Raw genomic sequence first — 22,104 nt, 5'->3', positions numbered from 1 at the left:
TCGGCGTATGCGCGAATCTGTCCGGCTGCGGAAAGATAGTTTAAAGTTTATTTAACTTTTCGTACACCTTTCTTTAATGAGGCCAGGTATGCTCATTACATCACGCAGTGAAAGAAGGTTTCCCATGAAGCGTTTACGACAAGAACATCCTTATCTCGTTTTGCTCTTTTTCGCTCTTTTTTTGTATCTGCTGGGCAACAATCTGCTAGCTGTCACCGACACGTCAGAATCGAATTACGCCTTAACGGCAAAAGAAATGGTCCAGTCAGGCGATTGGATTTCTCCACAAATTTTTGGCCGTTACTGGTATGATAAACCGATTTTTTACTACTGGGAGTTGGCATTGTCCTTCAAGCTCTTCGGCTTCAATGAATTCGCCGCCCGTTTTCCTTCAGCCGTCATGGGAACGCTTTCCCTTCTGTTCACATATTGGTTCGCCAATCGCGCCTACGACGCAAAGACCGCTTGGCGGGCCGCCGTTATCTTGGGCACGAGTACGGAATTTTTTCTGCTTTCCAAAGCCGTCATTACAGACGCCTCTCTTTTCCTCTTCACGAGTGCCGCCATCGCCTTTTTTTACTTGGGCTATAAGGAAAACGCCCGTTACTACTACGGCTGTTATCTGTTCGCCGCCTTGGCGACCTTGACCAAGGACCCGATCGGCCTTTTTCTGCCCGGCTTCGCCGCCCTGGTCTTCCTCTTTCTCAAAAAGGACCTGCACGAATTCATGCGCCTTCATTTCTTTTCGGGCATGATGCTCTTTTTCAGCCTCACCGGTCTCTGGTACGGCACGATGTATTGCCTGCACGGCGCCGATTTTCTGATAAACTTCCTGGGTGTGCACAACGTCCTCAGGGCGACCGTCTCGGAGCATCCCGGACAAAATAAGTGGTACTTTTACCTGATCGTTTATGCCGTCGGGTTTTTGCCGTGGAGCTTTATTCTGCCCGTTTCGTTATATAAAAAATGGAAACGCCATGACCTGCAGTTCCGGAAAGCCGCCGATATTACCCGACTGCTCCTAATCTATATGGCAGTCATATTGATCTTTTTCGAATTAGTCGCCACCAAATATTCTACGTATACTTTTCCGGCCCTGTTCTCCTTCGCCATCTTGTCCGCCGTCCTCTGGAAAGATGCCGCCGTGCCGGTCAAGGCGGTCGGCGCCTCCTGCTTTGCAATCTACATCGCCTTGACCTTACTGTTCGCTCCGACGATCATGCTGCGCCAATCGGGCAAAGAAATCGGCACGCAACTGCGCGTCATGGACACAACGGCCGGGCCGATCTGCTTTGACGGCTTTTATCGGACATCAGCCGTCTTTTACAGCGACAAAAAAATTTATGCAACGGCACCGGCCGCGGACCTCGAAAAGCTGAAACCACACGGGCTGAGTTGGAATGCAAAAAACGTCATGCCCATGATGGCTATTGAAGGAGCAACGACAACGCCGGGCAGCACCCTTGTCAGAGAGGCGCAAAAGCCGATAACACCGGCCTTATTCCTGCAACAATGGGGAATAACGACGGCAGGACCGGGCGACACGTCCGAGGAAACAGTAAATAAGTATACGATTTTACAAAAGAAATAGAACTTGTCATACTACTACATTCAACTGTTTGCCAAAAATCCCCGACAGAAATACTGCTACCGTATTTCTGTCGGGGATTTTTCTATGTTATAGAAAAGAGGGTGCGCGTTTATTATTGAGCCATCATGGCCGCCACCTTGTTGGCGAAGGCAACGGGATCATCGGGCATGATCCCTTCCAGGAGCAGGGCCTGATCGTAAAGGAGACCACAGTAATCGCGGAAACCGTCGGTATCTTTACCGCCTTCATGCAAATACTGCAAGCGGCTGAAAAGATCATGGTGCGGATTGATTTCTAAAATCCGCCGTGCCTTAAGCATCGGATTATCGGCAGCGGCAAAAGCCTGCTCCATTGCGATGGAGGGACCTGCCGCATCAGCTACAAGGCAAACGGCGCCGGTCTTCAGGCGGTTCGAGAGACGGACGTCGACGACCTTGCCGTCCAAAACCGACTTCATATCGCTGAGAAGAGCTTCATTCGACTTGGCCATATCTTCATTTTTCTTCTTTTCCGCCTTGAACGCCTCGTCTTCCAAATCCAGATCGCCGCGGCTGATAGAATGAAATTTCTTTCCTGCATATTCGCCAACGGCTTCAACGGCAAATTCGTCGACAGGGTCAAGCATGTACAACACTTCCAGATCCCGTTCGCGAAGCAATTCCATTTGCGGCAACCCGTCGATGGCCGCCTTATCCTTGCCTGTCGCATAATAGATCTTTTCCTGACCGTCTTTCATGCGCGCCGTATATTCCTTTAAGGAGCAAAGCTTGCCGTCTTTAGACGACATGAACAGAAGCAGATCCTTTAACTTATCCACCTTGTTCTCGCCGCTCATCATGCCGCTGTAAATACCTATTTTCAACGATTTTCCGTATTCGGCCCAGAACTTTTCATAGCTTTCGCGTTCCTTATCCATTTTTCTCGTCAACGTCTTGAGAATATTCTTTTCCAGATTTCTGCCGATAAGTTTTAATTCGCGGCTCTGCTGCAATAATTCACGGGAAATATTCAAAGACAGATCCGGCGAATCGACGAGCCCCTTTACAAACCGGAGATAGTCTGGCAACAGGTCCTTACATTTGTCCATAATGAATACGTGTCGGGAATACAGCTGGATGCCCGGTTCATAATCACTGTAATACAGATTGAACGGAGCACTGCCGGGAATGAAGAGAAGCGACGTATATTCGACGGCGCCTTCCGCCTTCGTATGGAAAATCTCCATCGGTTCATCCCATTCGTAGAATTGGTGTTGGAAAAAGTCCTTATACTCTTCCGGCTTGATGTCCGATTTGCTGCGGGTCCACAAAGGCTGCATCGAATTCAATGTCCGCAACTCGTTTCGTTTTTCCGCCGCAGCCCCTTCCACCGGTTTGCCTTCGGCATCTTTCGGAACTTCTTCAATGACGAAATTCATCGTAATCGGATAACGGATGTAATCCGAATACTTTTTGACCAGACGCTGCAACGTATACGTATCCGTATAGTTTTCATCGCTGCCGGCAGCGCAAAAAGCATCCTGCAAGGTCACGATGATTTCGGTGCCGTGTTTTTCTTTTTCGCATTCTTCCAACGTATAGGCGCCGTCACCGCTCGATTCCCAACGGTACGCCTGCGATTGGCCGGCTTTCCGCGTAACGACGGCAACGGATCGGGCCACCATAAAGGCCGAGTAGAAGCCGACGCCGAATTGGCCGATCAGCTCCTTATCGGAAACATGTTCATCCTTGTCCTTAGCCTGGCGCAGCTGTTCCAGAAAGGCCTTCGTCCCCGATTGCGCGATCGTACCTAAATTGGCAATCAATTCTTCACGGTCCATACCGATCCCGTTGTCGGACAAGGTCAACGTCTTCTGCTCCGCATCAGGTGTCAAATGAATGACGAAATCCGTATCGCCTTCCAGCAGTTCGCCGTTCGTCAGTGATTGATAATGCAGCTTATCAATCGCATCGGAAGCATTGGAAATCAATTCCCGCAGAAAAATCTCGTGATTCGTATAAATGGAATGGATCATAAGATCCAACAGTTGTTTCGTTTCCGCTTGAAACTCATACGTTTCTTTTGCCATAATACCAGCTCCTTTTCTTGAATTAGCACTCTATACCACAGAGTGCCAACATCTACGTATCTATCATACAATAAAAAGACAAATAGTCAAGGCCAAAAACGCAATGCGTCATCAACCATCTGGAAAGAAACGAAAAAAAACGCTCTGCCTTTGACGGGCAGAGCGTTCAACAGTTGCACTCAATACAAACCGATGCTGGCTGCATAAGCGATCAAGACGGCCAGCGGCCCCGTAATGACACGGGAATACAAAACGGCAGGCACGCCCAGCTCGATCGTTTCCGGCTCAGCCTCCCCCAAGCTGAGACCGACCGGCACGAAATCGGCGCCGACCTGCGCGTTGATCGCAAACAACGCCGGCAGCGCATATTGTGGCGGAATATGCCCCAAGCCGATCTCCGCCCCCAAAAGCGTGCCGACTACTTGGGCGATAACGGCACCCGGTCCGAGAATAGGCGAAACGAACGGAATCGCGCAAATAAACGAAATGACAAGCATTCCCGGCAGCGTACCGGCTACAGGCGAGATGGTATTGGCAATGATGCCGCCGATGCCGGAAGCGCTGATAATGCCCAAAATCATGCTGACAAAAGCCATGAACGGCAAGATGCTTTTGATGGTAATGTCAATGCTTTCCCTGCCGGCGGCATAAAAGATATTGACGATTCGGCCAATCGAAATGCCGATGCGCGTAACGATATTGCGCTTCTGCGCCGTTTGAGCGGCGCCAATCGCTTCGCCGCTTATCGCCCGCCCCTCCCGAGCACGGATAGGCGCCGCCTGCGCCGCATCGGCCTGACGGGAAATACAGTCTGAAGTCACGCCCGATACATACAGATCTGCCGTAATAAAACGTGCCAACGGCCCGATCTTTCCTACCGGAACCGTATTGATCGTAAGGATATTTTTTTCGGGTACACGCCGCAGCGGGCTGTGCCGCCACAATCGATGACGACGGCTAAAATTTCTCCGTCAGGAACGCCTGTCGTAAATCCGTCAACAGCTTCACATCCGGTCAATTCGGCCAGCTCCGCGGCCAACGGGTGAATACCGCCGCCGGTGATGCTGACAATCTTATGCTTGTGTTCCGTCGGCGTGATGGTCAGCGGTCCGCCCCAACCGCCTGCGCCGTTTCTGACAACTGCTGTACAATACATTACGTTCCTCCTATACCTTGCGGCCGGTTTTACGGCACATATACGCATAAATCTGCTCCGTAACGATACCGCGCAGCAAAATGACGACGATACCGACTAAAAAATACCGAACAGCCAGTTCACCGAGTTGGAACCCCAAGGTTTGGATCCCTGCGGCAATCCCCATATAGACGAAGAGTTCACTGCCGTTGGCATGAGGAAAGATCCCCGTCACAGGATGAACGAAGCTGACTGCCGCGTCATAAAAAGCCGGTTTATATTTTTCCTCCACAAATCGCCCGAAAGAAAAGCACATAGGGCTGCCCAGAAAAATAATCGACAACACGGGAACGACAGTGTATCTCGTGATCCGGTACCGCGTCGCTCTTTGGGCGAACGAAAAAAAACGGTCTTCGCCAATCAGTTTGATAACGGAATTGACTGCCGTCATTAAAACGATAATCAGCGGAATAATGGCCGTGACAAAGCCGGTAAACGTAACTGCGCCGGCTTTGAATAAGTCCATGAAGCCATTGGCACAGGAAGCAATAATTTCCATTGTAGTCCACCTTCACTCTCTTCTCGTTATGAGTATCATCCTTCGCCCCTTACTGTCCGCCTGTCTCCAGTCTACTAACCAAGGCCTGCACCGCTTGCAGGTGTCCGGCGTAAAGGTGACGCGCTCTTCGACCTGCCGCCGAATAACGTCGTTCCATTTCATAAATTGATTTGCCTGAAATATCGGGGATCTCCTGGAAACGGCTGAAAACGGTCATACCGCTCATCATTTCTCCGCCCGTAATGGCGCCACGGCCGTCGCAGGCTATGATTACGATTTGACCGGGCCCGAAGCGAGAACGTTTACCGCCAATTCCGATATGCCCCTTTTTATGAAGGCGATGAATTGCCCTTCGATACGCTTTTATCTGAAAATGAGTTCCGATCACCTGCATGATCATCAAGGCAAAAAGAATAATAAAAAATAATTCCAGCGACATGATACCGTCCTTTCCAGCAAAAAAATAAAACCTGAAAATACAAGTAATGTATTTTCAGGTTCAATTAACGTCAGAGACGATAACATATGGAAACAGTCTGCATCCATATTCCTGTCATTACCCTGACATAGCGTACCACGATATCATTATTTTTTCAATATTTTTATATAGAACAAACGTAAATGTTGATATTTTAGCATCAACAATCGATGATTAATAACTCTATGGAATTAATCGTCATTCCTGCAAGACCTCCGTATCCAGACCGGCCAAACCGGTGAGCAGAGGCCTCAGCTGGCGGCGTATTAATGCACAGCCGCCGCGTTCTTTACTTTCCACATTCAAAGGCATATTGGGATCGTGCAGAGACATGCGCAGCAACGCCCATCCCTTGGGAAAAACGAGGCGCACGCCTTCATAAGACGGTTCGGCCAACGTAATACCTGCAGCTGTCGCTCTGGCGGCAAAAATCCGCAAGACTTCCTGTCCGTAAGCCTGCACCCCTTCCCTTGTCGTAATCCGTAATCTGTATTCGGCAGACTCTGCCGGCTCCTTTAGCGCCGCAATGATTTCATCCAGAGAACTCCCGGCACGTTTGGCCTGCGTCGCCGCCACCAAGAGTTTGACGGCCAAATAAGCGCCGTCGTCGAGATAATAGTTTTCACGCAATGCGCCATGGCCAGAAGTTTCAATCGCCAGCGGCGAGACGATCCCCTGCCCGTTCAACCGCCGGCATTCATTGATCACATTCTTATAACCGCGCATATACCGATGGTGCTTCAACCCCAAATGAGTTTCCAGGAACACAGTCAACTCATCGGACGTAACGGAATCGGTAACGATCGTACTGCCCGGATAAAGAGGCGCTAAAATGGCCGCCATCATGGCAATCAACGCATTGCGGTTTATTTCTCTGCCGTCCGACAGGACAGCGCTCATGCGGTCGACATCCGTATCAAAAATAAGGCCCAAATCGCCTTGCGCCTCACGAACGGCACGACTGACGGATGCCATGGCCTCCTTATTTTCAGGATTGGGAACATGATTGGGAAAAGTTCCGTCCGGATCAAGAAACTGACTGCCGGCAATATCGGCGCCGAGAGGAGCCAAAACAGCTGTCGCAAAAAAGCCGCCGGCGCCATTACCGGCATCGACAACGACGTGCATGCCGGCAAGCGGTTCCGCCGCTTCATCGAGACCAAGTGCGCCGCTGATCAGCCGGCGCAGGTGCGCGGCATATAGATCGAGAATCGCCAACTGCGGCACAGACGACGTATCTGCAACGCCTGCCGACAAGTCCGAAGCCCGGCGCAGAACTTCTGTAATCTCGTCTTTTTCCAGGCCGCCGTCAGCGGTAAAAAATTTCAGCCCGTTACGGTTAAAGGGCAAATGACTTGCCGTAATCATAACGGCACCATCCATTGCCGTCTCAGCAAACACGATGGACATGAACATGGCCGGCGTCGACGCCAAGCCGCAATCAAAAGGCTGTACACCCTGTGCCGCCAGCCCGCTCAAAACGCCGTGTTTCATCGTTGCCGCCGAAACGCGCGAGTCATGACCGACGGCGATCTTTAACGCACTGCCGGCTTTACCCGTTTTTGCTGCCAAAAAAGCTGCAAAACCGGCGGCTATCCGGTTGACTGCATCAGCCGTCAAATTTACGTCTTCGCCGGTAACGCCGGCGACGGCAATGCCGCGCACATCACTACCGTTCTGTAAACTCATCAGATCAACTTTTTTTTCCATTTTCCGCCTCCTAACACCGGTTCAAGTTGCTTTTAGTATACCTTACTTCCACCGGACACCAAAGACCTCTGCCGCAAAGCGGCAGAGGTCTTCCCCAATTTTCCCGGACAATTATAAACTTTTTACGGCTTTGACGATCTCATCGGCCGTAAGACCGTATTTTTCCAACAAGTCCTTCGGCGAACCGGATTCACCGAACGTATCTTGAACACCCACGAAAGCCTGTTTTGTCGGTGCGTATCTGGCCAGTACTTCGGCGACGGCGGAACCGAGGCCGCCGATAACGCTGTGTTCTTCAGCAGTAACCACTTTCCCCGTTTTCTGCGCCGAGGCGATAACTAATTCGGCGTCGATCGGCTTGATCGTATGAATATTGACGACACGAATCTGCATTCCTTCGGCAGCCAATGCATCTGCCGCCGCTAAAGCCTTGCCGACCATGATGCCCGTAGCGAAAACGACGGCGTCGTCACCGTCACGCAGGATCTCCCCTTTACCCCAGCGGAAGGTATAGTCGGCGCCATGAATATCTTCCACTTCCGCTCTGCCGAGACGGACGTAAACAGGGCCGTCATACGCGACAATCGCTTTAACGGCTTCTTCCGCTTCTTTGGCATCGGCAGGATTGATGACAGTCATATTCGGCAAGCTGCGCATCAGAGAAATATCTTCCACCGCCTGATGCGTCCCGCCGTCTTCGCCGACAGTAAGTCCCGCATGGGTAGCGCAGATCTTGACGTTGAGTTTCGGATAGCAGATGGAATTGCGAATCTGCTCAAACGCACGCCCTGCCGCGAAGATGGCAAACGTGCTGGCCACCGGAATCTTGCCTGCAGCGGCCAGTCCGGCAGCCGTCCCCATCATATCCTGTTCGGAAATTCCCATATCGAAATACCGTTCCGGCGCGACTTCCTTAAAGCTGATCGATTTCGTTGCATTGCCGAGATCGGCATCCAGGACGACAACGTCCGGATTTTTATAGAGTTCCGTTTTCAGCATCTTGCCATATGCCGCACGTGTAGCTGTCCCCATTATGCTTCGCCTCCCAATTCCTTAACCGCCTGCGCACATTGTTCCCCGTTCGGAGCTTTACCGTGCCAGCCTACTTCATTTTCCATGAACGACACGCCTTTGCCCTTCACCGTTTCGGCAACAATGGCTGTCGGGCGACCTTTCGTATTTTTTGCCAAGGCGAGAGCGCTGCGAATAGCGTCAAAATCATGACCGGAAATTTCCAGCACATGCCAACCGAAGGCGCGGAATTTTTCAGCTATCGGCATGACCGACATGACGTCTTCATTAGCGCCGTCGATCTGCAGCTTGTTGTGGTCAATGAAAACGGTAAGGTTATCCAGCTGATAATGAGCCGACGACATGGCCGCTTCCCAGATCTGCCCTTCCTGGATCTCCCCGTCACCGCAGATAGCATAAACGCGCCAGTCCGCTTTATCCAATTTCGCAGCCAGTGCCATGCCGTTGGCCGCGGACAACCCTTGGCCGAGAGAACCTGTCGACATATCGATGCCGGGCGTATGCTTCATATCGGGGTGCCCTTGAAGCATGGCGTTGCACTTGCGGAGCTTCCATAATTCGTCTTCCGGGAAAAAGCCTCGTTCAACCAAAGTCGCATAGAGACCGGGAGCGCTATGCCCTTTGGAAAGGACAAAACGATCGCGATCAGCCATTTTCGGATTTTTCGGATCGATATGCATCGTTTCAAAATATAATACTTGCAGTATATCGACGATGGAAAGGGATCCGCCGGGATGCCCCGATTTTGCTTCGGTCAGCATCTTGACAACGTTTGTACGTACGTGTGCGGCATGCTGCGCCAGTTGTTCATTGATCATTGTAGTCTCTCCCTCTTTTATGTAAAATGGCTATACCTTGCCTCTGTATAGCAGTCCATCTACAGGATAATACAAATTCGGCAGCGAGTAAAGCGCTTCTACCATCCTACCTTACTCCTGCCGTAAAAGCGTCCCCTTGCCGTAAAAACGATCTTGAGCCAGGCGCGTTTGATAAAGCTGCGTTGTCCTGTCAAGCCGAACCATATCCATGGTCAGCAGCGTCCCCTTTTTGACCGGTCGCGTAACGACTGCGTTCTTGTTGACCAGGCCGTAAAGGACATAGCCGCTGCGGTACGTTTCCGCCGCCGTCGCGATCGACCCGTACGTTGTCCAGCCGCCGATGCCGTCAAGATGTTCGCCGACACGCAGATCTTTCTTGGCCACAGTAACGACTTCACTGACGGGCCCGTCCATCGGAACGAGTGTCGCTTCGCCGTCAATAACCGCCTTAGCCACGGTCAGGGGCGTTTCCAAATTGCAGAGATGATACGGCCGATAAAAGGTCCAGAGCGGACCGGGACCTACTTTCAAATAATCCAGTTCAAAGGCGATCTCTTGATTTGCCGTTGACACCGTTACAAAAACGCCCGGCGCGATGCCGTTGACATATTCGACGACACCGTGGCGGTTTAAAATACCGCCGTCTTTTTTCAGCCTGAAGAGCCGATTCAAATCGGCGCAGCAATTCGCAGCCGACGCCTGCGGTCCGTGACCGCCGATAACATCGGGTACCAGCCCTGTCGCATTGGACATGGCCGTCATTTCCACCATCGTCTTCGTCCCGTCCTTGAAAGAACAGAGCATACGGGGACTCATTTTGCGCTGCGTCGCCTCCGCACGAACCGTGTCGGGATTGCATTCATAATCAATCACATTGTTTTTGCCCTTGCCTATAACCTTGACTTCCATCCCCATCGCGCGGGCAAAACTGTATAATTCCATGACCGCTCCCGGCTCATCGCCGGCGGACCCGGTGTAAATAACACCGTTGCGATCACCGAGGCGTTTCAAATACGGGCCGACAATAACGTCCGTTTCAACATCCATCATAACGACATGTTTGCCGTTGTTCATGGAATCAACGGCGATCTTTACACCCGCTTCAGGTACACCGGTAACATCGACGACGCAGTCGATGCCGTCAGCTTGAGAAACAATTTCGCTGTCTTCAACGGCAACATAACGACCTTGTTCCAAGTAGCGGTTGGCTTCCGCTACGGTGCCGGCAACGACAATATCGCCGTCATCAATGCCGGCAAGATGAAAGGCGCCGATGATTTTCTCCAAGCTGTGATCGGCGACCAGCGACGGTCTGATCCCTTTCATCAAGGTCATCTGCGAAACCATGCCGCGCCCCATCTGACCGGCGCCGACAATGCCGGTCCTGATAATTTGACCGCTCTCTTCCCGGCGCAGCAGTTTTATATCCATATTCAGCACAATAAATACGTTCTCCTTCCCGATTCTGCAAATCTTCTCCGTAAATCGCCAAGCGGCGACAGGTCAATAAAATTCGATCGTTTTTCCCGCCGCCAAATCGGCTCGGAGCAATCGTTCATCGCCTTCCAACATAATACAGCCCGGCCGCTCCGGCACCTTGCCGCCTTTAAAGCAGAGCGTACAATGCCCCAACTCCTGCAGCGTATGCATGGCCTCACTGCCGACGGCCGTAACGGAGAAGGCTTTATCACCGATAACGGCCGTATCGCCGACAGCAATGGGAGCGAAAAGTCCGGCCGGCCGGTGCAAAACGGAGATCTCCGCCAATTCAGTCGGAGCCGAAGCGCCGAAAAGAATCAGCGAACGCGTGTCCTGATCGGTGAAGAGATCCCAGGCTTCCGTGCCGGTAGTCGTGATTTCAGTATAATATTTCATATAAAAATCCTTTCTTGTCATGCTTCGCGACGACAGTTCGCCGCTGCCTGTAAAATCGCTTCAGCGCAAGCCGCGTCGGTAATCAACGTGTTAACATACCCGCCGCGAACAGCCCCGAGAACGGCGCCGGCTTTCTGCGTGCCGGCCACGATCCCGATGCGGCGCGGCACTTTTTTCAACGCCGCCAGTTCCATTCCCGCCACCCGTTCATTATACGGCCGAAAAGCCGCCGTGCCGCCGACGGCGTCATAGTACTGCAAGCAAATATCACCGACGGCACCTTGCGCCGAAAACGCTTCCAACATATCCTGCGCGACATAGTCCATGTAAAAGACGGTGGAATAGGTGCTGCTCGGCACACCGATCCCGACGAGGACAACATCCAGACGATCAAAAACGGCAAAGATACTGCGTATCGATTGTTCCCGTTTAAATCCTTCCAGAACCGTTTTGTCGGAAAAGAGGGCCGGCGAAAAAAACTGTAAACACGAAGCACCGTACAATTCGGCGAATTTAGTGACCAGATAATTGGAATGCATTTCCAGCTGGTTTTCGCCGACGCCGCCGATGATCGGCACAAAGGTACAATGAATGGGATTGCCGCCGTTATACGGCGACGTTACGACATTCTGCAGCGACCTCCCCATCGTCACACCGATGTACTGCCCGTCTTCCAAAATGCGATTCAAATAGGTGAGAACAGCGCTTCCTATAGCGCGGCTGATATGATCGCCGGCCGCTTCCAGACGGCTGTTGCCGACGACAATGGCTTCTTGCAGGCAGAATGTTTTCTCCAACTGTCGCTCAAGATCACCGTATTCCACAGCAGCGGGGTTGATAACTTCGATCTTGACGATTCCCCGCTCTCGGCCAAGCTTCAGCATCCGCGATACCGTAGGCCGGGAGACGCCCAGTAAGCGACAAATTTCCTGCTGCCCCAGGCGATCTTCATAATACAGGGTGCAGCACTTAAAGATCAACCTCGCATCATCGACTATTCGTTTCATATGTTGTTCCCTCTCTCCGCATAACCTTCCGCTTTTCATTATACGCCAAAGGGCCCCTGTAAATCCATACGGAGTTAGCGACGACTTTCTTTACGGCCGTATCGTTTCATGCTAGACTTAACAATAACTAACCAAAAAGGAGCAAATCATGACCGCTTATCAAATTATCGCTTGCGACATGGATGAAACCTTGTTGTCCAGCGACGCCACCATTTGCCGGCGCAACATCGAAGCCATTGCCGCAGCCCGCCGTGCCGGCGTCAAATTCGTTCCGGCCACAGGACGGGGCTATGCATCGTTAGAAGGCGTCCTGAAAAGCACGGGACTTTGGCAGCAGGAAAAAGAATATGTCATTTCGTTCAACGGCGGCTGCATTACGGAAAACAAAAGCAACAGACGTCTATATTGGAATCCTCTGCCGTTTACAACGGCGGCGGCTCTCTATGAAAAAGGGATAGCATACGGTCTTTGCCTGCATGCGTATACGGCGGATACTGTCTATATCTATCGGCCCAGTGCCGCTGAAATCCACTTTTTAAACGGCCGCATGGCCTTTACGGAAACAACGGAAAGAAACCTGGATTTTCTGGCAGGACAGGATATTGTAAAATTGATTTACATGCATCCCGACATGACTTACTTGCAAAACCTGCAAAAAGAACTGCAACCCCTTCTGCGTTCCGTCTGTGTCAGCTTTTCCAGTAACCGTTATCTGGAGTTCGCCAATGAAGGCGTTACCAAAGCCGCCGCGCCCTATAAACTGGCTGATCTTCTCCATGTTCCGTATGCGGAAACGCTGGCCATCGGCGATAATATCAATGACGCCGCCATGCTCCGCGCCGCCGGATTGGGCGTCGGTGTCGCCAACCTCCATGAAGCAATTCCGCGAAGACTGTGACGTCGTGACGGCGGCAACCAATAACGAAGGAGCCGTCGCGGAAGCAATTACCCGTTTTGTACTTAATCATACGTAAAAAGAATTATCTTTCTTTCCTGATTTCCCGTATACTATAGTCAGAGAGTCGGTTATGCTCTCTGCAAGAAGAAAGAGGGGGGTAACATTATGCTGGATAAAGCCAAAGAAGTTCACAACGCCTTGAAGAAGGTATGCAGCGGTTTTGTAAATTCCACATCAGGCGGCTGCTGCGGTCTTGCCTTACCGCCTGAAGAGCAGGGAAAATTACGTGACTTGAAACAGGGCAAACAAAGCGAATCTGCAAAATAAATACAATAACGGACGGTGCAGTATTGCAGCTGCACCGTCCGTTATGCTATACTGATTTCGTACCGATGTATCCCTTTTTCATGGGGATGTAAAGGTTTCGACGTATATGGTTGTATCACGAATAGCGAGCCGGGGTTTCATCTGCCCGAAAATCGGTGAACCGTTTAAATTAAACGCAAAAGAAAACTTTGCATTAGCTGCCTAAGGGCAACTACGTCACTAGCCGCTGATCCTGCGGGCAGTTAGCTGACGTCACTTAGCGGGATACCAATCGGCATCGCCTGGCTGCCGATTCGGGAAATTCACAGGCTATGACAGTCCAGTTTGTCCTTGTACGACCGCTGTCAGACATACCAAACAAGGTCTGCGCTCGGAGAAATTCGTGGGGCGGCATGTACGGACAGGAGTTCGACTCTCCTCATCTCCACCATAAACACGATACGGTCAGACCGTATAAGAAAAACAAGGCATCGACATTCCGTCACATGCCTTGTTTTTTTTACAAAGGAGGCAATGATGATGAAAATTATTGACGGCTCATCCCGACAGCAGGACGTAAAGGAACTGATTATGGAGTACACGGAAGGATTGCATCTGGATCTGACCTTTCAAGGCCTTGCAGAGGAACTGCGGACGCTGGCAAAATATCTGCCGCCTAAAGGGCGCATGCTCCTGGCAATCGACGACACCGGCGCACCGCTCGGCACCGTGTCTTATACGGGACACAGCACGCATCGCTGCGAAATGAAGCGCCTTTACGTCAAACCGGCATATCGCAAAGAGCAGATCGGAAAAAAATTGGCAGTCGAAATCATTCACCTCGCTCAAGGGGACGGCTATTCGGAAATGGTATTGGACACTTTACACACCATGCCGGCGGCAATTCATTTATATCGTGCCTTAGGGTTCAGCGAAATGTCTCCATATTATGATAATCCGCTGGAAGGTGTTATCTTTATGAAAAAAACGTTAAACGATATATGAGATATTTTTCACGTTCTTTTTTTCGTTTTTCTTTCTAACAATACAAAGAACCCGGAATCCGAGCGGATTCCGGGTTCTTTGTATATTACTCAGGCAATACCGGTTGCCATATAGAGGAAAACTGCAAAAAATGCGAAGATTACTTTTAAAACCGTAATTGCAAACATATCCTTATAGGACTCGCGATGTGTCAAGCCGCAAATGGGCAACGTCGTAATGACGGCGCCGTTATGAGGCAAACTGTCCATACCGCCGGAAGCCATGGCGACGATACGATGAAGTACTTCCGCCGGAATCCCCTGTGCCGCCGTCGTTTCCAGAAAATGCTGGCCGAACAGATCAAGAGCAATACTCAAACCGCCCGATGCGGAACCGGTAATACCGGCAAGAATATTGACCATCAACGCGGCGTTGAAAAGAGGCATACTGGCGCCGACACCGAGAAGCGCATCAGCAACATGAATGAAGCCCGGCAAAGAGGAAATGACATTTCCGTAACCGACTTCTGATGCCGTATTCATAATCGCCAGCAGCGAACCCAGCGCGCCGGCATTAAGAGCGGCTTTAACGCTCGTGTTCTTGGACATGAACTTACGTCCCGTAACGCAGGCCACAATAATGGCGACCAAAAGACCGATAACGAGGGCCCAGATCGCAACGACGTTGTGCGTGCTCTTGGCCAGCAAAGGCAGATTCATGGCCCGGAAAGGAGCCAACAAGCTTTCATCCCACGCAAAAACCATGGAGAAATAGAAGTTCAAGGCCAAAACAACGATCGGCGGAATAATGGATAACGCGAAGGGAGGCAAAGAAGTCTCCGGATCGATTACCGTTTCATTAAGCGTATGCACGCCATACCCTTCGCCGGCCTTCTCAGCGGCCTTACGGCGCCATTCAATATACGCCAGGCTTGAAGCGACAAGCAGAGTACCGCAGATAATACCGAGAATAGGCGCCGAGAACGTCGTCGTTCCCAAGTAAATCGTCGGAATAATATTTTGAATCTGCGGCGAGCCGGGATAGCAGTCCATCGTTGCCGTAAAGACGCCGGCAATAAAGCAGGCCGGAATCAGCCGTTTAGGAATATCCGCTTCCTTGAACAACGCCGCGGCGAAAGGATAAACGGCAAAGGCACAGACGAACATGGAAATGCCGCCGTAGCAAAGAATCATACAGGTAAAAACAACGGCAAATACGGCTTTGTCACGACCGATAACCTGAATCGTTTTGGTGGCAATGCTGCGAGCCATCCCCGTCTCTTCCATTACCTTACCAAATACGGCGCCTAACAGAAAGACCGGGAAAAACGATTTGATATAGGTTACGGCTTTAGCCATAAACAATTCGGTGTAACCGGGCAAAATCGGCAAATTGGAAACACCGGCAGCAAACAGTGCAAATACCGGGGCAAAGAGGATGACGGAAAAACCGCGGTAGGCAAAGGTTACCAATAAAAACAAACTAAGAACAATTGCAATAATCTCCATATGCTTACTCTCCTTTTTTTATTTTGAGATTAGTAAACTTCGCTCCGAACAATATTTTGCCTGATAAAGAAAATGATTCTTTTCACAAAGTCTCGTAAAATACTACAGACGATACGCCTCGAGCGCAATTATCGGAAACGGTGTTCATCTATCTCGATTCGATACGTACATATTAGCCGATATCAAACTTGAATAAAAGACTAGCCGCGTGCCATACGTTGACGCATTTGACCGGTTTTCAGTCAACGAGCGGTCAATACTTTCCCGAAAATCAAAAAAAGAAGAGTGATTCGCACAGAATCACTCTTTTCTGATGCCCTATTGCGGTCCCATAACTTTGCCGGGATTCAAAATCCACTGCGGATCCAGCGCCGTTTTGATCGTTCTCATCACGTCCAATTCTACCGGATCCGTATACCGTTCCATATATTCCAGCCGTTTCAGACCGATACCGTGCTCGCCCGAAAGGCGTCCTCCCAATTGATAAACATACGGATACGCAACGGCACGGAAAGCTTCAACTTGCCTTTTCCACTCGTCATCGCTCAAATCGCATTGCAAAATCTGAAAATGCAGATTGCCGTCTCCGGCATGGGCCAGACAAAAAACGCGGAAATCATAGTTTTTGCTCTCTTCCACCAAATGTTGTATGCAATCGGCAATCTTTGTAACAGGGACAACCAGGTCTTCCGAAGTCGCAACTTTGGAAAATACGCGCGTACTTTCCAGACAATTCCGACGAACCTTCCAGACGCGGTCATCAGCTTCAACGATATCGGTAGCGCCGCATTGTTCACAAATAGCCGCCAGCTTTTCCATTTTTTCATCCAATTCCGTCTCATTGAAGGTTTCAATTGAAATGATATCGTAAAAACCGTCTTCGTAGTGCGGCAGCCGCAATTCACTGTAATCGCTGGCGCTGCGGACAAAATTATTGTCCATAAATTCGACGGATGTAGGATTCAATCCGGCCTTGACAAGCTGCGGCACCAGCGCCGTCGCCTTGGCAAGATCGGTAAACACGGCGAGAACATCCAACTTATACGGACTGAGCGGCACAAGTTTCAGCGTCGCTTTCGTAATGATTCCCAGCGTTCCTTCCGAGCCGATAATCAGCTGATCGAGACAAAAACCGGTGGAACACTTCTTCAGCGGCGCTCCCAAATTGGCAATTTTACCGTTCGGTAACACCACTTCGATAGCATACACCTGATGCCGCGTCGTCCCGTAACGAACCGCCTTATTGCCGCCGGCATTCGTGGCCAGGTTACCGCCGATCAGACAACTGTCGGAGCTGCAGGGATCGCCGGCGTACATGAGCTGCTTGGAGCGGGCCAAATTCTGGATGTCAATCGTCCGTACACCGGCCTCGACAACCATGTACATCCCTTCTTCATTGACTTCAAGAATCCGATTCATCCGCTCCATGAGAAGAACGATTCCCCCGTATGCCGGAACGGCGCCGCAGCTGACACTCGTACCGGCACTGCGCGGCGTCACGGGAACAGCAAAGGCATTGGCTACTTTCATGACGGCGGCGACTTCCTGCGTATTGGCAGGCAACACGACGACTTCCGGCGCCCGCCAGAAAGACGGCGCCAAACTCTCATCCGATTTGTATACATCCAACACGGCGGCGTCCGTTTTGACATATTTTTCACCGACAATACGGCGCAAAGCCTGAATAACCTCTTCTGTTACGGGCTGATATTGTTTCATCGCTCTCCATCTCCTTACGAGTAAGACAACAAGACTTGCAACGATAATTCCCTTCTTCGCAACGGGAATATCGTCATTTATTATAGTACACGTTTGCGGTTTTGTCTTGTCTATTTTTACTTTTTTATGTATTTCTTAGAAATCGAAAAAAAAGACAAACTGCCCGTCAAGAATCAGCTTGCTTTTTTTCGTATTGCCTGCTCAGGTTTCGGTCAAAACCGGGAAAGTAGCCGCGGCATGACCCATAATCGTCACAGTATAATCGGTTTTGCCGATCTCTTTGACGGCATCTTCCCAGGCTTCCTGCAATGAATGCGCCGGAATCTGTCCGCTCTGCCGGATAATGTCATGGTTTTCAGGTCGCGTGACGACGTATACACGCTTCATCGAATTGATAATACTGCGGCTCTTGAAAGCGACAAAGGCGGGAATCGTGAAGTCGGCACGCAAATCCCGCTCAAAAGCATCCATATCGCTGCGGAAAAACCAATCGGTAAAAATAGCCGGTTCTTTAATATCGGGACAGTCGAGCGTAAAGATCATAATTCCGCCCGGTTTTGCCGCAAAAACAGCATTCATATGCGCTTTCATGCTCTGATAGAGGTTCATGTCCTTCGGATAGCCGCCGGCGGAGCCGATGATGATATCCGCCTGCTGCGTAATCGGCACGCTGGAAATAGCCAACAAATCGTCGCAGCCTTTTTTCCAGGCTTCATGCCAATGACCGCCAACCACTTCGTAAAGGTCGCCGTCTGCAGTGAACACGGTATTGACCAGAAATGTCGGTTCCAGAAGAGCTGCCGCTTCATACATATCCTGATGAAGCGGATTACAGGTCAACAGACTCGTCTCGCAGGCCGGATTGCAGCCGCCGCCGACAGTTTCCGTCAAGGCCAGCGAATGGTTATACATGATCGTATCATAGCCGGCCACCCCCGGCAACAAGGCTTTGCGGCCGCCGCCGAAACCGGCCATAGGATGGAAAGACACGGCGCCGGTCAAAATAACCTTGTCGGCAGCGACGACGGCGCGGTCGAAGTACACGTCATTGCCGCAACTCGTCTTGCCGACGTAGGACTGGTTTTCTTTATGGAAACAGTCATGCTGCACAATACGCAGCCGGCGAACCATTTCTTCGCCGCAAACGATCACATCCTCTTCAGGTGTATGCGCCCTGTGCGTCCCTTGCGCAACGACAACGGTAATATCGCGGTCAGCTACGCCGGCAGCGTTTAATTCGTCTACAATGACCGGCAGCATCTGCGCCGTATGAACCAAGCGGGTAATATCACTGACGACGATGGCGACTGTCTCTCCTGGACGCACCAATTCACGCAGCGGCGCACTGCCGACAGGCGCTCGCAACGCCTGCCGGATAGCGGCCGTTTCATCTGTCACGGCCGCCGTCTTACGGCCGTGCAGATCATAGAGAACATGTGTTTCATCTAATGTAACCGTTTCTGTCTCTTTACCGCAAGGCAAAGCATATGTCTTCATAAACCGATCGACTCCTTAAAATAAATTCCAGCGTCCCATAATCAGCGCGACTAAAACGCGAACAAAGAGCAGGCCGAATAAAATCGTTGCCAGTACAAAAAGAAATTCTTCAAATTCATCCATCGTTTCCGTTTTTTTGTGAAATAACGAAAAAATTTGTGTCAACATAGCAGACCCCTTCCCCCTCAATGCGGAAATAATTCATGAACAATACGGGCTGATGCCTCGTCTTTGCTGATCCCCTTCAATAATGTTTTTTCCGAATTTTCCATGTGTTTCTTAGCCACTTTTCGGGCCATGGAGCTGTTTTTGTCGGCAATGAATTCAACCAGGCGGCGATGCTCTTCCCAGGTTGCGGCCAACCGCCCCGGATAGTGCATGGAAATGGAACGGAAACGCAGCATTTGTTCCCGCAAATTATGCAGGATATCAACTAGCCGGTCATTGCGGCTGGCCTGATAAAGTATCTCGTGAAAACGAATATCGGCATCGACGATCTTGTCAAATTCATCGTGGGCAATGAATTCATTAATCTCTACCAGAATCCGTTCCAACTGTTCCAATTCATCAGGCGTGATCCGTTCTGCCGCCAATCCTGCCGCCAACTCTTCCAGAGCGCTGCGAATTTCGAAAACTTGCGCAATATCTTTTAAGGAAATATCGGCGACATAGGTACCGCGCCGCGGTACCATGACAATAAAGCCTTCCTGTTCGAGTATCCGTATGGCTTCGCGTATCGGCGTCCGGCTGACGCCCAATTCTTCTGCCAACTGAATCTCCATCAATCGTTCGCCGGGCAACAGAACCCCGTCTTTAATCGCCTGCCGCAACGCCTGGCTGACAACTTCACGCAACGGCTTATAGGCATCCAGTTTAATGGGTTCCAAGGTCCGATGTCTCACATTACTCTTCATATGAAGTTCCGTCTCCTTTAGCTAAGGTGGTCAAAAATATATCGGCATCGCCGCAAAGCGTTCCAAAGCGCTCCTGCATATTTTCATGTTGATGCTCAGGCGATAATAAGGCAAAAAAGGTCGGCCCGCTTCCCGACAATAAGGCGGCGAAACCGGCCGCCTTCAGTATCCTCTTCAATTCGATAAGAACCGCGTGCTGCGGCACGACAAGGTCCTCAAAGGTATTGTTTATTGCCGCCAGGAGATTTCGGAAATTTCGCTGCCGCACAGCAGCAACAACCGCTTCGACGCTAATCTCCCGAATATCGTCTCTTTTATCGTAAAGGGCATAGGCCTGATTCGTGTGCACCTCCAAGCGGGGATGAACGAGCAGGACCTGCCAAGGCGGCAGCGGCGGCAACGCCTCCAATCGTTCCCCAATGCCGCGGCCATGCATCGTGCCGCCGTAAACACAAAAAGGAACATCAGCACCGAGACCGGTGCCGATACGAGCCAACGCGTCCGACGAAAGCCCCAGCTCCCAAAGCCTGTTCAATCCACGCAGGACAGCGGCGCAATCCGCACTTCCTCCGGCCAGCCCTGCGGCAACGGGAAGCCGCTTTTCAATGTGGATATGAACCCCCCGGTCGCCCGAGCGGTAAGGCAGCAGGGCTTGATAAGCAAGATAAGCCAAATTTTCTTCATTGCAAGGAAGCGTTTTATCCGAACAGGTGAGCGTGAACCGTTCGGCTTCCGTTAAGCGTATCGTATCATGAAGCGCAATCGATTGGAACACCGTATCGATTTCATGATACCCGTCAGGTCGTCGCCCCGTAATGGCCAAGGCCAGGTTGATCTTGCCGCAGCCTGTTTCTTCAATCATCGTTATCTCCCATCTCATTGCCGCCGCAGTGCTTTCTATGTCATAAGGGTTCATGCTATAATAATAAGCAGGCGACGATCTTTCGGATTTTCAATAATCCTTTTCACAGTACATACTTTTTCATTATAGCTACATTTTACACTATTTTCAATCATTTGTAATTGGCAGAAAAGGCGGTAACATCATGAGTAATTCCGAACCGTTTTCCTGGAAAGCCGCGGCGATTCCCTACGTCGCAACCACTGTCGGCAGTCTCCTGTCCGCAATCAGTATCAATGCGTTCTTTTTACCTCACCACCTGCTCAGCAGCGGCATCAGCGGCGTGGCAATCATGCTGTATTACGCCCTGGGATTTCCCATCGGCATCAGCAACCTGCTGATCAACGTCCCCATCATGATCGGCTGTTATAAATACATGGGGCGCAGCTATACCTTGTTAAGTATTATCGGCACCTTTATTTACTCTGCCATGATCGACGCCATGTCCTTCACGAGCCAAACGCAGTTGATACAGGAGCCGATCATTGCCGCCATCGCCGGCGGTATCCTAAACGGGATCGCCATGGGAATCATCTACAAGTATAACGGCAACACAGGCGGATTGGATGTTCTTGGCGCCATTATCAAAAAATTCTATTCGCTGGAAATGGGCAATGCCGTAATGGCTTTAAATACGGTCATCCTGCTGTTTGCAGCCTACATGTTCTCCTTGGAACTCGCAGTGCTCACCTTCTCCGCCACCTTTATTTCCACGTACATAACCAATAAAGTCGTCGTCGGGTTGCAGCAACGCAAATCGGTGCTGATCATTTCCAATCAATCCGAAACGATTGCCAAAATCCTCATGCGTTACATCGGCCACGGCGCTACGTACTTGGCCGGCAAAGGCGCTTACACGATGCAGGAAAAGGAAATTATCTACGCCGTTATCAAGTTGACAGAGGTTTCCAAGGTCAAAGAGCTGGTAAATAAGATAGATCCGCAGGCATTCATCATTATCAGCGATGCCAGTGAAGTCGTCGGCAAAGGCTTTACCGCACCGCCTGTGAAATATCACGAATCTCCCGGTGAATCACTCTCCCTGCCGCGTACAAAGAAATCAATGCCTCCGGAATATTAATAAAAAAAAGACAGATATCGACT

Annotated in this window: 21 protein-coding genes, 1 other RNA gene and 1 pseudogene; 6 read left to right on the top strand and 17 right to left on the bottom strand. The window is 50.7% G+C overall.

Features of this window, described 5'->3' with window-relative positions; all coding sequences use genetic code 11:
• Positions 1-124 precede the first annotated feature (124 nt).
• Positions 125-1,591 (top strand): ArnT family glycosyltransferase, encoded by a 1,467-nt coding sequence (locus HMPREF1250_RS04170; protein WP_023053354.1) that lies wholly within the window; start codon positions 125-127, stop codon positions 1,589-1,591.
• A gap of 112 nt (positions 1,592-1,703) precedes the next feature.
• Here HMPREF1250_RS04170 and htpG read toward each other — a convergent pair whose 3' ends face one another.
• From htpG to HMPREF1250_RS04120, 11 genes and pseudogenes are all read right to left on the bottom strand, one after another.
• The gene (htpG, locus tag HMPREF1250_RS04165; protein ID WP_023053387.1) at positions 1,704-3,659 is read right to left on the bottom strand and encodes a molecular chaperone HtpG; all 1,956 of its coding nucleotides are present in this window, start codon (positions 3,657-3,659) and stop codon (positions 1,704-1,706) included.
• Between the two features lie 179 nt (positions 3,660-3,838).
• A complete protein-coding gene (locus tag HMPREF1250_RS12135; protein ID WP_269208540.1) occupies positions 3,839-4,156 on the bottom strand; it encodes a hypothetical protein in 318 nt (105 codons plus the stop codon).
• Positions 4,157-4,342: 186 nt separating this feature from the next.
• Positions 4,343-4,815 (bottom strand): annotated as a pseudogene (locus HMPREF1250_RS12130) (PTS sorbitol transporter subunit IIB); the annotation flags it as partial.
• A gap of 10 nt (positions 4,816-4,825) precedes the next feature.
• Positions 4,826-5,353, bottom strand: a complete 528-nt coding sequence (locus tag HMPREF1250_RS04155) for a PTS glucitol/sorbitol transporter subunit IIC (protein WP_023053367.1) — start codon at positions 5,351-5,353, stop codon at positions 4,826-4,828.
• 49 nt (positions 5,354-5,402) lie between these two features.
• Positions 5,403-5,792, bottom strand: a complete 390-nt coding sequence (locus tag HMPREF1250_RS04150; protein ID WP_023053383.1) for a transcriptional regulator GutM — start codon at positions 5,790-5,792, stop codon at positions 5,403-5,405.
• A 237-nt stretch (positions 5,793-6,029) separates the two neighbouring features.
• Positions 6,030-7,541 (bottom strand): phosphoglucomutase/phosphomannomutase alpha/beta/alpha domain I, encoded by a 1,512-nt coding sequence (locus HMPREF1250_RS04145; RefSeq protein ID WP_023053364.1) that lies wholly within the window; start codon positions 7,539-7,541, stop codon positions 6,030-6,032.
• Positions 7,542-7,652: 111 nt separating this feature from the next.
• The gene (locus HMPREF1250_RS04140; RefSeq protein ID WP_023053362.1) at positions 7,653-8,573 is read right to left on the bottom strand and encodes a transketolase family protein; all 921 of its coding nucleotides are present in this window, start codon (positions 8,571-8,573) and stop codon (positions 7,653-7,655) included.
• Complete coding sequence (locus HMPREF1250_RS04135) at positions 8,573-9,391, bottom strand: transketolase (protein ID WP_023053355.1); 819 nt, start codon at positions 9,389-9,391, stop codon at positions 8,573-8,575. Before HMPREF1250_RS04135 ends, HMPREF1250_RS04140 begins: the two co-directional genes overlap by 1 nt.
• A gap of 111 nt (positions 9,392-9,502) precedes the next feature.
• Positions 9,503-10,822 carry an NAD(P)H-dependent oxidoreductase gene (locus HMPREF1250_RS04130; RefSeq protein WP_231391280.1) on the bottom strand — a complete coding sequence of 440 codons (1,320 nt, stop codon included), beginning with the start codon at positions 10,820-10,822 and terminating at the stop codon, positions 9,503-9,505.
• Positions 10,823-10,894: 72 nt separating this feature from the next.
• Positions 10,895-11,266 carry a PTS glucitol/sorbitol transporter subunit IIA gene (locus tag HMPREF1250_RS04125; protein WP_023053384.1) on the bottom strand — a complete coding sequence of 124 codons (372 nt, stop codon included), beginning with the start codon at positions 11,264-11,266 and terminating at the stop codon, positions 10,895-10,897.
• A gap of 17 nt (positions 11,267-11,283) precedes the next feature.
• A complete protein-coding gene (locus tag HMPREF1250_RS04120; RefSeq protein WP_036242629.1) occupies positions 11,284-12,273 on the bottom strand; it encodes a sugar-binding transcriptional regulator in 990 nt (329 codons plus the stop codon).
• A 148-nt stretch (positions 12,274-12,421) separates the two neighbouring features.
• On the opposite strand from HMPREF1250_RS04120, the gene HMPREF1250_RS04115 reads away from it, so the two are divergent.
• The 4 genes from HMPREF1250_RS04115 (at position 12,422) to HMPREF1250_RS04110 (ending at position 14,482) form a co-directional block, all read left to right on the top strand.
• Positions 12,422-13,171 (top strand): HAD-IIB family hydrolase, encoded by a 750-nt coding sequence (locus HMPREF1250_RS04115; protein WP_023053359.1) that lies wholly within the window; start codon positions 12,422-12,424, stop codon positions 13,169-13,171.
• Between the two features lie 165 nt (positions 13,172-13,336).
• Positions 13,337-13,498, top strand: a complete 162-nt coding sequence (locus tag HMPREF1250_RS11535; RefSeq protein WP_023053393.1) for a hypothetical protein — start codon at positions 13,337-13,339, stop codon at positions 13,496-13,498.
• An 82-nt stretch (positions 13,499-13,580) separates the two neighbouring features.
• Positions 13,581-13,928: a transfer-messenger RNA gene (gene ssrA / locus HMPREF1250_RS11060) on the top strand.
• 83 nt (positions 13,929-14,011) lie between these two features.
• Complete coding sequence (locus HMPREF1250_RS04110; protein ID WP_231391279.1) at positions 14,012-14,482, top strand: GNAT family N-acetyltransferase; 471 nt, start codon at positions 14,012-14,014, stop codon at positions 14,480-14,482.
• 89 nt (positions 14,483-14,571) lie between these two features.
• Here HMPREF1250_RS04110 and HMPREF1250_RS04105 read toward each other — a convergent pair whose 3' ends face one another.
• From HMPREF1250_RS04105 to ispE, 6 genes are all read right to left on the bottom strand, one after another.
• Entirely contained in the window at positions 14,572-15,969 is a 1,398-nt protein-coding gene (locus HMPREF1250_RS04105; protein WP_023053357.1) for a GntP family permease, read from the bottom strand.
• 318 nt (positions 15,970-16,287) lie between these two features.
• Positions 16,288-17,688: an FAD-binding oxidoreductase gene (locus tag HMPREF1250_RS04100; RefSeq protein WP_023053365.1), complete on the bottom strand. Its 1,401-nt coding sequence runs from the start codon at positions 17,686-17,688 to the stop codon at positions 16,288-16,290.
• Between the two features lie 201 nt (positions 17,689-17,889).
• Positions 17,890-19,185 (bottom strand): nickel-dependent lactate racemase, encoded by a 1,296-nt coding sequence (gene larA / locus HMPREF1250_RS04095; RefSeq protein WP_023053378.1) that lies wholly within the window; start codon positions 19,183-19,185, stop codon positions 17,890-17,892.
• A 15-nt stretch (positions 19,186-19,200) separates the two neighbouring features.
• Positions 19,201-19,353, bottom strand: coding sequence for a hypothetical protein (locus HMPREF1250_RS11760; RefSeq protein WP_023053375.1), 153 nt, complete (start codon positions 19,351-19,353; stop codon positions 19,201-19,203).
• A gap of 17 nt (positions 19,354-19,370) precedes the next feature.
• A complete protein-coding gene (locus HMPREF1250_RS04090; protein WP_023053386.1) occupies positions 19,371-20,099 on the bottom strand; it encodes a GntR family transcriptional regulator in 729 nt (242 codons plus the stop codon).
• Positions 20,089-20,961 carry a 4-(cytidine 5'-diphospho)-2-C-methyl-D-erythritol kinase gene (gene ispE, locus HMPREF1250_RS04085; RefSeq protein WP_023053390.1) on the bottom strand — a complete coding sequence of 291 codons (873 nt, stop codon included), beginning with the start codon at positions 20,959-20,961 and terminating at the stop codon, positions 20,089-20,091. Before ispE ends, HMPREF1250_RS04090 begins: the two co-directional genes overlap by 11 nt.
• Positions 20,962-21,145: 184 nt before the next feature.
• On the opposite strand from ispE, the gene HMPREF1250_RS04080 reads away from it, so the two are divergent.
• Complete coding sequence (locus HMPREF1250_RS04080) at positions 21,146-22,081, top strand: YitT family protein (RefSeq protein WP_023053391.1); 936 nt, start codon at positions 21,146-21,148, stop codon at positions 22,079-22,081.
• The last annotated feature ends 23 nt before the right edge of the window (positions 22,082-22,104 follow it).

Origin of the sequence: Megasphaera vaginalis (ex Srinivasan et al. 2021) (assembly GCF_000478965.1) — a bacterium.
Lineage (GTDB): Bacteria > Bacillota > Negativicutes > Veillonellales > Megasphaeraceae > Megasphaera > Megasphaera vaginalis.
This window is presented reverse-complemented; position numbering and strand designations above follow the sequence as displayed.